Below are 12532 nucleotides of genomic sequence, written 5' to 3'. Positions count from 1 at the left end.
GATCGAGAAAATCCTCGGTAGCAGGTTTCGCACCTGCCGCCAGGGTGGCAGGACAGTGCTTCAGCGCCGGTTGCCGGGATCGCTGTCGCGGGGGCTTTGTACCCGGGGATCAGGGTTGGGTCGCTGCACCCCGCCACGCGGGTAGCCATTGCCGATGCCACCGTTCTCAAGGGTTGGCGGGCGACCGGTCGGAGCGGTGCTGGGGCCGCGCACGGGCGGGCTGCTGGGCTGGGTGCCCTGCATGCTGTTGGGGTTGGCGCGACGGATGGGGTTGCTGTAGGGGTCGTTGTTGCCGCTGCTGGGCAGGTTCTGCGCCAATTGCAAGGGGTGTTGATGGGTGGGAGGTGCTTCAGGGGCGCCAGCCCAGGCGGCGCCGCTGGTCCAGACCAGCGCGATGAGTGCGGCAAACCCGCGAGCCAGACAGTTCATGACAAGCCTCCTGAGGAGCGACAAGGTATCGAATTCGATTCCACGCTACGCCCAGGGTTCGGCTTTGTTAACTAAATAATCCTTCAGAACATGTAACACCCGGTATCCACGGTGCCTTCATCTGCAAGCGCTGGCTGGCCTGCGAACGGGCCCTTTGGCCGTGCCTCTGGCTCAAGGATACGTTCGCCGGCAAGCCCGCTCCTACACCGCGGGGGTGCAACGTCAGATATAGATGAACAGCAACAGCAGTGCAGCGAAGATCGCCCACTTTTCCAGGTAGTAGCGCGTGCGGTTGCGCTTTTTCAGTTCTTTGCCCCGCAAGCGGATCTTGTACAGCTTGTTGAAGGCACGGTTCAGGCCACCAGTCTTGTCACCGGCATCGTTAGGCGCGCCGGCGGCGGACATCACGGTACGGCTGAACCAGCCATTGAACGCAGCGGCCCAGCGGTACTTCATCGGCCGCTCGACATCGCAGAACAGAATGATGCGGTTCTGCTCGGTGGTGTTTTCCGCGTAGTGAATGTAGGTCTCGTCGAACATCACCGCTTCGCCGTCGCGCCAGTGATAACGCTCACCGTCGACCTCGATGAAGCAGCCTTCGTTGTTCGGCGTGGAAAGACCCAGGTGGTAGCGATAGGAACCGGCATAAGGGTCGCGGTGACGAACCAGGCGCGAACCAGGCGGCAGCTCGGCGAACATCGCAGCCTTGATCGAACCGATACTCTGCACCAGCTCGGTGGTGCGTGGGCACAGCTTCATCGCCGAAGGGTGACTGTCGCCGTACCACTTCAGGTAGAAGCGTTTCCAGCCGGTCTTGAAGAAGGAGTTGAAACCCACATCGTTGTACTGGTCCGAGCGCTTGATCTCGCCGGCCTGCAGCAGGCTCTGGCCTTCGGCACGGATCTCTTCCCAGTGTTCCTGCAGCTTGTTCATCTCCGGGAAGTCGGCCGGGTCCAGGTACGGCCGATTGGGGTACTTGGAGAACAGATAGAGGAAGCAGTTGATGGGCGCCAGGAAGGTCGAGTGATCGCTGAGCTGGCGGCCCAGTTTATGGCGCACGCGCCCCCGCAGGTGTACGTACGCAATGGATAAAACGTATACAGCGGCAATGATGAGTTTCACGGAAATCGTCACACGTCAGAAGAGAACATGCTGCGCCTCTGAAAGCCCGGAAGGCCAAAGGCAAATTGCAGCGTCTGAGTTGAAAAAAGCGTAACCGGCGACACTCTTCGTCGCAGGTTCGACCCTCGGCATCTGGCCGTCGGCTGGCATTTTAGCCACAGTTTGTAACCAATGGTTAACTCATATTTGTTAAAAGCTGCGCTCCTTTCGTTGAAAGATGCGGGTATTGCGCCGGCTGTTGATTCAGCTCAACAAAAGCCGCTCGGTGCCGGTAGCGACCCGCAAGGGACTGTGTTGCCGGGCCTTGCCGAGGTATCCTGCGCGCCGCTGCCCTCTCCTCTTCGGCAAGGATTCCCGACTTGATCGACCCCAATCTCCCGCCAACCCTGGTGCTGCTGCCGGGCATGGATGGCACCGGCACCCTGTTCGAACCGCTGCTCCAGGCCTTGGACCAGCATTGGCCGGTACAGGTCTTGCATTATCCCGGCGATCAGCCCCTGGGCTACCCGGCCCTGGTGGAGCGGGTGATGGCGCAATTGCCGACGAACCGGCGATTCATCCTGTTGGGCGAGTCCTTTTCCGGCCCGGTGGCGGTGAGCGTGGCCGCCCGCAATCCCGAAGGGCTGATGGGCCTGGTGCTGTGCAGCAGCTTTGTACGCAATCCGCGCCCGCGCCTTGCGCCTTTGCAGCCCCTGCTCAAGGTACTGCCGGTGCAGCGCCTGCCGTTCTGGCCCATGGATGCCCTGCTGCTGGGCGGTTTTTCCACCCCGGCACTGCGTCAGGCACTGGCGGCGGCGATCGCCCAAGTGGCGCCGCAGGTACTGCAGGCCCGGTTGCAGGCGGTGATCGCCGTGGATGTACGCCAGGCCCTGGCTGCCAGCCGGGTGCCGCTGCTGTACCTGCGGGCCCGCCAGGATCGCTTGGTGCCCCCATCGGCTTCGGCCCTGGTCCGGCAACTGCGCAGCGACGCCCGGCTGGTGGAGATCGAGGCGCCCCACTGCCTGCTCCAGGCCGCGCCGGCCGCGGCAGCGGCGCAATTGCAGCACTTCCTGAACGACCTGCTGGAAGCGGCTGCCATGCCCGGCAGGGGTTGAGCATCGGCTGCCCGCGCTAAAATCCCTGCCCCTGTGTCATACAACTGCTCGTTTACATATGCGACAATGCGCGCAAATTTCAACATGCACCCCGCACTCTTCGCTCAGCAACCTGGCCTTTCGGCCGGAATGTTGCGCTCGACGTACGCCCGCTGGCTCAGTTCCACACCCATACCGGTCCGACCTGGAAGGCTCCAGATCGCGCCCTGTGGATTTAAGGTCGGCGCTAAAACATTGGTAGGTAAGTAATTGATCTCCACAGCTAACATCACCATGCAGTTCGGCGCCAAGCCGCTGTTCGAGAACGTTTCGGTCAAGTTCAACGGCGGCAACCGCTACGGCCTGATCGGCGCCAACGGTTGCGGCAAGTCGACCTTCATGAAAATCCTCGGTGGCGACCTCGAGCCGTCCGGCGGCCAGGTCATGCTGGAACCGAACGTGCGCCTGGGCAAGCTGCGCCAGGACCAGTTCGCCTACGAAGAATTCACCGTGATCGACACCGTGATCATGGGCCACGAGGAGCTGTGGAAGGTCAAGGCCGAGCGCGATCGCATCTACTCGCTGCCGGAAATGACCGAAGAAGACGGCATGGCCGTGGCCGAGCTGGAAACCGAATTCGCCGAGATGGACGGCTACACCGCCGAGTCCCGCGCCGGTGAACTGCTGCTGGGCCTGGGCATTCCCCTGGAACAGCATTTCGGCCCGATGACCGAAGTCGCGCCAGGCTGGAAACTGCGAGTTCTGCTGGCCCAGGCGCTGTTCTCCGATCCGGAAGTGCTGCTGCTGGACGAACCGACCAACCACCTGGACATCAACACCATCCGCTGGCTGGAAAACATCCTCACGGCGCGTAACAGCACCATGATCATCATTTCCCACGACCGGCACTTCCTCAACAGTGTCTGCACCCACATGGCCGACCTGGACTACGGCGAGCTGCGCCTGTTCCCGGGCAACTACGACGAATACATGATCGCCGCGACCCAGTCCCGCGAGCAGCTGCTGTCGGACAACGCCAAGAAGAAAGCGCAGATCGCCGAACTGCAGACCTTCGTCAGCCGCTTCTCGGCCAACGCCTCGAAAGCCAAGCAGGCCACGTCCCGGGCCAAGCAGATCGACAAGATCCAGCTGGCCGAAGTCAAGCCGTCTAGCCGCGTCAGCCCGTTCATCCGCTTCGAACAGACCAAGAAACTGCACCGCCAGGCGGTGACCCTGGAGCGCATGTCCAAGGGTTTCGACGGCAAGACCCTGTTCCAGAACTTCAGCTTCACCGTCGAGGCCGGCGAGCGCGTAGCGATCATCGGCCCCAACGGCATCGGCAAGACCACTCTGCTGCGCACCCTGGTGGGCGAGCTGACCCCGGACGCCGGCACAGTGAAATGGACCGAAAGCGCGGAGCTGGGCTACTACGCCCAGGACCACGCCCATGACTTCGAAGACGACGTCAGCCTGTTCGACTGGATGGGCCAGTGGACCCAGGGCGAACAGATGATCCGCGGCACCCTGGGCCGGATGCTGTTCTCCAACGACGAGATCCTCAAGTCGGTGAAGGTGATTTCCGGTGGTGAGCAAGGCCGCATGCTGTTCGGCAAGCTGATCCTGCAAAAGCCCAACGTGCTGGTGATGGACGAACCGACCAACCACCTGGACATGGAATCCATCGAGGCGCTGAACCTGGCCCTGGAAAACTACCCGGGCACCCTGATCTTCGTCAGCCACGACCGTGAGTTCGTATCGTCCCTGGCCACCCGCATCATCGAGTTGAGCCCAAGCGGCGTGACCGACTTCAGCGGCACCTACGACGACTACCTGCGCAGCCAAGGCGTGATGTTCTAAAGACAGCGGCAAGCGGTAAGCGACAACAAAAAAGCCCCGTCCAGTGTGACGGGGCTTTTTTGTATGCCCCCTTCGCTCGCAGGTGCCGGCTTGCCGACGAAAAGGCCCGCCAGCCTTGAATCACCCGGCGGGCGCCTTCGCTGGCAAGCCAGTTCCTGCACGAACCCACAGGCCTCTGTAGGAGCCGGCTTGCCGGCGAAGAGACCCGCAAGACTTGCACCGCTCCTGCCAGCGCCTACCGGGTGCGGGGAATAGATAGTTAGCCTGCTTTCTTTTATGTTCACGGCACGCGATGATGCAGGCCTCTAACCGCCGCCCGCGAACGAGCCTTCATGCCCGAGCCACAAACGCCCGCTCAAAGCTCCATGGCGATCACCCTGCAGATCGTCTCCATCGTCTTCTATACCTTTATCGCCTTCCTTTGCATCGGCCTGCCGATCGCGGTGTTGCCAGGTTATGTCCACGAACAGCTGGGCTTCAGCGCGGTGGTCGCCGGGCTGACCATTGGCGCGCAATACCTGGCCACCCTGCTCAGCCGGCCCATGGCCGGGCGCATGTCGGACACCGTGGGCACCAAGCGTTCGATCATCTACGGCTTGCTGGGGGTTCTGCTCAGCGGGGTGCTGACCCTGGTTTCGGTGCTGCTCGTCCAGTGGCCGCTGCTGAGTCTCGCCGTGCTGCTGGGCGGGCGCCTGCTGCTGGGGGTGGCCCAGGGCCTGATCGGGGTCGGCACCATCAGTTGGTGCATGGGCCAGGTCGGCGCGGAGCACACCGCGCGGTCTATCTCCTGGAATGGCATTGCCTCCTACGGCGCTATCGCCATTGGTGCACCGTTGGGGGTGCTGATGGTCCAGCAATACGGTTTCGCCAGCCTGGGGGTCGCCCTGTCCTGCCTGGCGGCCCTGGCATTGCTGCTGATCCGCAACAAACCCTCGGTGCCGGTGGTTCGCGGCGAGCGCCTGCCGTTCTGGGCCGTGTTCGGGCGCATTGCACCCTTTGGCGCCAGCCTGAGCCTGGCCTCCATCGGCTACGGCACCCTGACCACCTTCATCACCTTGTTCTACCTCAGCCGCGGCTGGACCGGCGCGGCCTATTGCCTGACGGTGTTCGGCGTGTGCTTTATCTTTTCGCGGCTGCTGTTCATCACCTGCATCAGCCGTTTCGGCGGCTTTCGTTCGGCCATCGCCTGCATGTGCGTCGAAACCCTGGGCCTGGCCCTGCTGTGGCTGGCGCCCTCCACCGGCTGGGCCCTGGTGGGGGCCGGGTTGACCGGCTTCGGCCTGTCGCTGGTGTACCCGGCCCTGGGAGTGGAGGCCATCAAGCAAGTGCCCAACAGCAGCCGTGGCGCAGGCTTGAGCGCCTATGCGGTGTTTTTCGACCTGGCACTGGCCATCGCCGGGCCGTTGATGGGCGCGGTGGCGTTGAACCTGGGGTATTCGTGGATTTTCTTCTGCGCCGCCCTGCTCTCGCTGACCGGCCTGGGCCTGACCCTGATGCTCAAGCGCCGGGCCGGCGCCTGAGTCATTGATCGGCGGTCTGCATCCCGGCCCGGCTTGGCCGGCCCAGGGTATGGGCGAAGAAGTTGCCGGCTTCGAGAATCAGGTTGCGGTGGATGTCTTCACGGTCGACGCCGTCGGCATCGGTGCACAGCGCCGGCATCGCGGCCATCTGCTGTGCGGAACAAGGCGCCATGAACACGAAATGCCCGGCGCCGGCCAGCAGCTTGAAGTCCGGGGCCACCGGCAGTTTGCGCGCCAGGGCCGCGGCGTTCTTGTCCAGCGCCACCAACTGGTCGCCATCACCACTGTAGAGCAGCACCGGCACATGCACCCCGGCCAGGGTCTGGCGGCCGAACTTGAGGCTCAGGGGGGCCAGCAGCATCAAGGCATGCACCCGGGGGTCGGCTACCGGTTGCAGGTCGTCGCGGTCGACGATCAGTTCGCCCTGGGTGTTGCAGGCATCCCGGTCATTGGGGCGCTCCTGGCAGTAGCGCCGCAAGCGGTCCAGGTCCGGCGTGGCGCCGGAGAGAATCAACGCGGTCTCGCCACCGGCGGAATAGCCGATCACCCCCACCTGGTCGGCATTGACGAAGGGCGACAGCATCGGGTCGCCGAGGGTTGCGGTGATGGCTTCGGAAATCTGGATCGGCCGCCCGTACAGATTGCTCAGGGTACCCAGACGGCTGTGGTCCTTGGAGTTGTCGCCGGGGTGAATCACCGCCACCACGACAAAGCCCTTGCGTGCCAGAGAGGTGGCCAGGTCATGCAGGGCCAGAGGGGTGCCAGTGTTACCGTGGGACAGCATCAGCATCGGGAAGCGGCCGATGGCGATCTTGGCATCCCGCGAAGCCGCGATCTGATAGCCCTCAAGCTGGCTGCCGTGCTCGATACCGGTGGATGGGTAGAAGGCAATGGCGCGCATCGGTTGCCGGTCCAGGGGGTCGAGAAAACTCATCTCGTGAAAGCCCACGCTCCAGTGCGGATGCGGCCCAGGGGCGGCCTGCACCGAAAGCAGGCTGCTGAGCAGGCAGATCAGTAACATTGCACAAAGACGTTTCATCGCACGCCCACCTTTGCCGCCGGATCGAGAAAGCCGTTCTCCCCTGCCATCCCTTGCCGCCAAGGCCTTGCAGCTGTACCACGCCGTAGCCAGGGATGCACAAGCCGGGAGCCTTGCTCCGTGTGTTGCATAACCCGGGCCAGAAACCCTGAACACCACAATAAAAAAACTCCGCACCCTGCCCACTTCATGCGGTGAGCAGAATACAGAGTTTAGTGGCCCTTGCCGTGCAGCAAAGGCTCTTTACACAAGCCTTACGCGGCAGCGAAGAGTTGCTGGCTGATCTGCGCCTGGGCGTCGCTCATGGCTTTGCTGCGTACTTCCTCGCCATAGGCAAGGCCATGGGCGCGAACGAATTCGACATCGGTGATGCCGAAGAAGCCGAACAGCACTTTCAGGTAGTCCTCGTGAGCCACCCCAGTGGCCTGGCCCACGTGCAGGCCGCCGGAAGTGGACACCACAATCACTTTCTTGCCGCCGCACAGGCCTTGCGGGCCGGCTTCGGTGTAGCGAAAGGTCTCGCCAGCCACGGCGATGCGGTCGATCCAGGCCTTGAGTTGGGTGGGAATGGTGAAGTTGTACATCGGCGCGGCGACTACCACGGTATCGGCAGCCTTGAATTCGGCCAGGGCCTGAGCGCTGAGCTGGGCCTCATGCTTCTGCGCGGCGTCACGCAGCTCCGCGGCGGTACCGGCAGCCACCAGGGTGGCGGCGGAGAAGTGGCTGATGGCGTCATTGGCCAGGTCGCGGTAGGTCACCACGGTGGCCGGATGAGCGGCTTTCCAGGCCTCGACCACACTGTGGCTGAGCTGACGGGAGGCCGAGTTGTCACCAAGAATGCTGGAATCGATATGCAAGAGTTTCATCTGGGATCTCCAAGTGAGGACCGCCACTGGGCGATCGGATGTGGGCAATCCTACAGATGAAACCAATAGCTGATTAGCCGGTATAAATGCGATAGTTCGTCCCATCAGCAGGACAATCGAGCGAAAAATCATCATGCAAGACCTCAACGACCTCTATTACTTCGCCAAGGTGGTGGAAGCCGGTGGCTTCGCCGCCGCCGGACGGCTGCTGGGCATTCCCAAATCGCGGCTGTCACGGCGTATCGCCGAGCTTGAAGAACGCCTCAACGCCCGGCTGCTGCAACGCACCACCCGGCAACTGAGCCTGACTGCCGTGGGCGAGCGTTACCTGCGCCACTGCCAGGCCATGCTGCTGGAAGCGGAGATGGCCGACGAAGCCGTGGCCAGCATGGCCAGCGAACCCCGCGGGCGCCTGCGGGTGTCGAGCCCGGTGGGCCTGGCCCACGAACTGCTGACACCGCTGGTCAGCAGCTTTCTGGAGAAGTACCCCCAGGTGCAGCTGGAAATGCTCCTGCTCAACCGCCGTGTCGACCTGATCAACGAGGGTGTGGACGTCGCCCTGCGGGTGCGCGAGCTGGGCGACGAAGACCCGCTGCTGGTGACCCGGCGCCTGCGCCGGGCCCAGACGGCGATCGTGGCGACCCCAGACTTCCTCCGGCAATACCCGGTGGAGCATCCGGAAGACCTGCGGCGCGTGCCGATTCTCGGCGCCTTGGAGGCCGACCGCCTGGTGCACCTGCGCCTGCTCGACCAGCAAGGCCAGGCCTGCGACCTGGCCCTGGAGGCACGCCTGGGCATCGACGACTTCATCGTGCGCCGTGCCTGTGCCCTCGCTGGCCAGGGCTGCACTGTGCTGCCCATGCTGTATTGCGAGGAGGAACTGGCCAGCGGCCAGTTGGTGCAGATGCTGCCGCAATGGTCATTGCCCGGCGGCTGGCTGCAGGCCGTGTATCCTCACCGCCGGGGTGTGATGCCGGCCGTGCGCGCCTGGATCGAGCACCTGAGTGAATCCTTCGAACGCTGCGGAGAACGACTGCTGTGACAGCCCGAACCTTGAATGAAGAGCAAGTGGCGCAATTCTGCCTGGGCCTGCCGGGTGCGCGGGAAGACTACAAGTGGGGCGGTGTGCGGGTGTTCTCGATTGCCGGCAACAAGATGTTCGCCGTGCAGCACCTGCGGGGCGACTCGCTGGCCTTCAAGGTCGATCAGGAGCTGTTTCTCGGCCATGTCGACCGCCCGGGCATTGCGCCGGCGCCCTACCTGGCCCGGGCGCACTGGATCATCATGAACACCCCCTACCCCCTGGGCGCCTCGGAGCTCGAGGCGCTGCTGCAGCGCTCTCACCAGTTGGTGGTGAGCAAGCTGCCCAAGCGGGTTCAGGTGGGTTTGCTGCTCTAGAACAGGCTCAGCAGGCTGCTTTCCAGGAACAGCCGGTCGATCCAGAACACCTGGTGCAAGGCCACGATCAGCCAGAACACCAACTGGTAGGAGACCTTGCGGGTCTTGTGGCGCAACAGCTGCTGGGCCAGCAAGGCCCCGGGCCAGCCACCGGCCAGTTCCAGGGCATGCAGGACGTTCTCCGGGGTACGCCGGCCCTCGGCCTGGGCCCGGCGCTTGTCGTGCCAGTAGACCAGGAAGGCCAGCAGGCTGACCGCGCCATAGGCGATCAGGGGAATGAGCGAAATCCCCTTCCACCACAGCGACAGCGAACCGAACAGCGGCAACCCGCACAGCAGTACGAACGCCAGCAGCTTGGCCCGGGGATGCTGGAGCCGCGCAGCACTGGCCGAGGACGCCGGGCGCCGGGCCGTACTCATGGCTTGGCCGCCGTCCAGTCGACCCAGCCGAACTGCCAGGTCGCCAGGATCAACAGGCCGAAGGCAATGCGATACCAGGCGAAGGCCGCGTAGCTGTGGCTGGCGATGAACTTCAGCAGGCCCTTGACCGCGATCATGGCGAAGACAAAGGCGGTGACGAAGCCGATGGCGAACACCGGGAAGTCATCGGGCTGGAACAGATGGCGGTACTTGTAGCCTGAATACACCGCGGCGCCGACCATGGTGGGCATGGCCAGGAAGAACGAAAACTCGGTGGCGGTCTTGCGCGACAGGCCGAACAGCAGACCGCCGATGATGGTGGAGCCCGAGCGCGAGGTGCCCGGGATCATCGCCAGGCACTGGGCGCAGCCGACCTTGAGCGCGTCCTTCCAGGTGATGTCGTCCACTGTCTCGGCATGCACCTGGTGCTGCCGGCGCTCGGCCCACAGCATGATGAGGCCGCCGACCACCAGGGCCGTGGCCACGGTAATGGGGTTGAACAGGTAGGCATGGATCAGGTCGGCGAAGATCACCCCCAGCACCACCGCCGGCAGGAAGGCGATCAACAGGTTGATCGTGAAGCGCTGGGCCTTGGGCTGGGTCGGCAGGCCGATCACCACATCGAGGATCTTGCGGCGAAATTCCCAGACAACCGCAAGGATCGCCCCCAACTGGATAATGATGTTGAAGGCCATCGCCCGCTCGCCGCCAAAGTCGAGCAAGTCGGCCACAATGATCTGGTGTCCGGTGCTGCTGATGGGTAAAAACTCGGTCAGGCCTTCGACAATCCCGAGTATCAATGCCTGTGCGGCGGTCCAAAGATCCATCAATTCCCCCATGAGGCGATGCTCGTGGCATGCCTCTTTTTAATTGGTCAAAGCATTTGCTGCGTCGAGCGTAGCCGAGAAATCGGCGCTCGTAAGATCAACACAAGCCCATGAAAATTATGTGAAAAGTTCAGAAAGGTTCAGGTTTTCGGCAAAGGCGCCGAAATCCTAACAGACAGGCGCAAAACACGCCGCGATGTTATTGGACTTCCGTAGGGTTGGCGTTGGAAGGCCAGCATGCTTGGATGCTCCGGGCCTTTTATGACAAGAACAAGAATCTGGAGTGACCGGATGATGAATAGCTTACGCAAGATGTCCATCAGTCAGCGCCTGTGGCTGATCCTGATCGTGGCGGTGCTGACCCTGGTGACCCTGGGCGTGATGATGCTCAAGCAGATTCATGGGGACCTGTACCTGGCCAAGGCGCAGAAGACCCAGCACGTGGTGCAGACCGCCGCCGGCGTACTGAATTACTACCAGGGCCTGGAAGCCGCCGGCAGCCTGACCCGCGAGCAGGCGCAGAAGCAGGCGCTGCAGGTGATTCGCGGGCTGCGCTACAACCAGAATGACTACTTCTGGATCAACGACCTGACGCCGGTGATGATCATGCACCCGGCCAACCCCAAGCTCGACGGGCAGAACCTGGCCGCGGTCAAGGACCCGGACGGTTTCGAGGTGTTCAACGAGATGGTGACCCTGGCCAAGGCCAAGGGCGGCGGCATGGTGGACTACCGCTGGCCCAAGCCCGGCGCCGAGCAACCGGTCCAGAAGACCTCCTACATCCAGCTGTTCCAGCCCTGGGGCTGGATCATCGGCTCCGGAGTCTATATCGACGACCTGCAGGACGAGTTCTACGCCCAGGTACTGCGCGCCTCCTCCATCGGCCTGGTGATTGCCCTGCTGATGGCCGCCCTGGTGGTGCTGATCGTGCGCAGCATTGTCAGCCCGCTGCGCGAAACGGTGCACGCCATGGCCAACATCGCCAGCGGCGAAAGCGACCTGACCCGCAGCCTCGACACCCACGGCCAGGACGAGGTCACCGAACTGGCCCGGCACTTCAACGGCTTTACCGCCAAGTTGCGCGGTGTGGTGATGCAGCTGCAATCCAGCGCCGCAGCCCTGGAACAGTCCTCCAGCGAACTGGGTAGCAACGCCAACGACGCCCAGGAGCGCAGCCAGCAGCAATCCCAACAGATGGAACAGGTGGCGGCCGCTATCAGCCAGGTCACCAGCGCAGTCCAGGATGTGGCGCGCAACGCCGAGCACGCCGCCACCGAGGTGCGCGAGGCCGAGGCCCAGGCCCAGCAGGGCCAGGTCAACATCGACGGCAGCTTGCAGCAGATCGACCAGCTTTCGGTGACCATCGACCAGGCGGTGGAAGTGATCCGCACCCTGGCGGCGGAAAGCACCCAGATCGGCACGGTGCTGGAGGTGATCCGCTCGATTGCCGAACAGACCAACCTGCTGGCCCTGAACGCTGCCATCGAGGCGGCCCGGGCTGGGGAACAAGGGCGCGGCTTTGCCGTGGTGGCCGACGAAGTGCGCCTGCTGGCCCAGCGTACCCAGCAGTCCACTGCGGAAATCCAGGGCATGATCGAGCGCCTGCAAAACCACTCCGAAGCGGCGGTCAAGGTCATCGGCGATAGCAGCCGAGCCTCGCAACTGACCATCGAGCAGGCCGGGCTGGCCGGCGCCAGCCTCAACGCCATCGGCCAGGCACTGCGCAACCTCAACGGCCTGAACGCGACGATTGCCAGCGCCACCCTGGAACAGGCCCATGTGGTGGAAGACATCAACCACAACGTCGGCCAGGCAGCCGGCCTGTCCCAGGGCACGGCCCTGGCGGCCCAGCACTCCAGCGCCGCCAGCCGCCACCTCAAGGAGCTGTCGGAGCAGCTCAACGGCCTGTTGCGCCAGTTCCGCGTCTGACCCCTCGCTGAACCCAAGGCCCCGGACTGACGCCCGGGGCCGACTCTGGGTAC

Annotated in this window: 12 protein-coding genes; 6 read left to right on the top strand and 6 right to left on the bottom strand. The window is 63.5% G+C overall.

Going from position 1 to position 12532, the window contains the following annotated elements:
* Positions 1 to 60: 60 nt before the first annotated feature.
* Together BM382_RS02985 and lpxO are read right to left on the bottom strand one after the other, a co-directional pair.
* Entirely contained in the window at positions 61 to 429 is a 369-nt protein-coding gene (locus tag BM382_RS02985) for a hypothetical protein (RefSeq protein WP_011061391.1), read from the bottom strand.
* A gap of 222 nt (positions 430 to 651) precedes the next feature.
* Positions 652 to 1551 carry a lipid A hydroxylase LpxO gene (gene lpxO / locus BM382_RS02980; protein WP_011061392.1) on the bottom strand — a complete coding sequence of 300 codons (900 nt, stop codon included), beginning with the start codon at positions 1549 to 1551 and terminating at the stop codon, positions 652 to 654.
* 359 nt (positions 1552 to 1910) lie between these two features.
* Between lpxO and BM382_RS02975 the strand changes: the two genes are divergently transcribed.
* The 3 genes from BM382_RS02975 to BM382_RS02965 all read left to right on the top strand — a co-directional run bounded on the left by BM382_RS02975 (position 1911) and on the right by BM382_RS02965 (position 6001).
* Positions 1911 to 2645 (top strand): alpha/beta fold hydrolase, encoded by a 735-nt coding sequence (locus BM382_RS02975; RefSeq protein WP_072441773.1) that lies wholly within the window; start codon positions 1911 to 1913, stop codon positions 2643 to 2645.
* A gap of 249 nt (positions 2646 to 2894) precedes the next feature.
* A complete protein-coding gene (locus tag BM382_RS02970) occupies positions 2895 to 4481 on the top strand; it encodes an ABC-F family ATPase (RefSeq protein WP_011061394.1) in 1587 nt (528 codons plus the stop codon).
* A 332-nt stretch (positions 4482 to 4813) separates the two neighbouring features.
* The gene (locus BM382_RS02965; protein ID WP_072441771.1) at positions 4814 to 6001 is read left to right on the top strand and encodes an MFS transporter; all 1188 of its coding nucleotides are present in this window, start codon (positions 4814 to 4816) and stop codon (positions 5999 to 6001) included.
* Between the two features lies 1 nt (position 6002).
* Here BM382_RS02965 and BM382_RS02960 read toward each other — a convergent pair whose 3' ends face one another.
* A complete protein-coding gene (locus BM382_RS02960; RefSeq protein WP_011061396.1) occupies positions 6003 to 7040 on the bottom strand; it encodes an alpha/beta hydrolase family protein in 1038 nt (345 codons plus the stop codon).
* A 254-nt stretch (positions 7041 to 7294) separates the two neighbouring features.
* Positions 7295 to 7906, bottom strand: a complete 612-nt coding sequence (locus tag BM382_RS02955) for an FMN-dependent NADH-azoreductase (RefSeq protein ID WP_011061397.1) — start codon at positions 7904 to 7906, stop codon at positions 7295 to 7297.
* A gap of 133 nt (positions 7907 to 8039) precedes the next feature.
* On the opposite strand from BM382_RS02955, the gene BM382_RS02950 reads away from it, so the two are divergent.
* Both BM382_RS02950 and BM382_RS02945 read left to right on the top strand, forming a co-directional pair.
* Complete coding sequence (locus BM382_RS02950; protein WP_011061398.1) at positions 8040 to 8948, top strand: LysR substrate-binding domain-containing protein; 909 nt, start codon at positions 8040 to 8042, stop codon at positions 8946 to 8948.
* Positions 8949 to 8959: 11 nt separating this feature from the next.
* Entirely contained in the window at positions 8960 to 9304 is a 345-nt protein-coding gene (locus BM382_RS02945; RefSeq protein ID WP_169891849.1) for an MmcQ/YjbR family DNA-binding protein, read from the top strand.
* Here the strand turns inward: BM382_RS02945 and BM382_RS02940 are convergent.
* Positions 9301 to 9723: a DUF1294 domain-containing protein gene (locus BM382_RS02940; RefSeq protein ID WP_011061400.1), complete on the bottom strand. Its 423-nt coding sequence runs from the start codon at positions 9721 to 9723 to the stop codon at positions 9301 to 9303. The two genes, BM382_RS02945 and BM382_RS02940, sit on opposite strands and share 4 nt — an antisense overlap.
* Complete coding sequence (locus BM382_RS02935; protein WP_011061401.1) at positions 9720 to 10550, bottom strand: undecaprenyl-diphosphate phosphatase; 831 nt, start codon at positions 10548 to 10550, stop codon at positions 9720 to 9722. Before BM382_RS02935 ends, BM382_RS02940 begins: the two co-directional genes overlap by 4 nt.
* 294 nt (positions 10551 to 10844) lie before the next feature.
* On the opposite strand from BM382_RS02935, the gene BM382_RS02930 reads away from it, so the two are divergent.
* Positions 10845 to 12479, top strand: a complete 1635-nt coding sequence (locus BM382_RS02930; RefSeq protein WP_011061402.1) for a methyl-accepting chemotaxis protein — start codon at positions 10845 to 10847, stop codon at positions 12477 to 12479.
* Positions 12480 to 12532 lie beyond the last annotated feature (53 nt).

Origin of the sequence: Pseudomonas sp. NFPP25 (assembly GCF_900116505.1) — a bacterium.
Lineage (GTDB): Bacteria > Pseudomonadota > Gammaproteobacteria > Pseudomonadales > Pseudomonadaceae > Aquipseudomonas > Aquipseudomonas protegens.
Note: the sequence above shows the minus strand (reverse complement) of the source record. Positions and strands in the feature narration are given on the sequence as shown.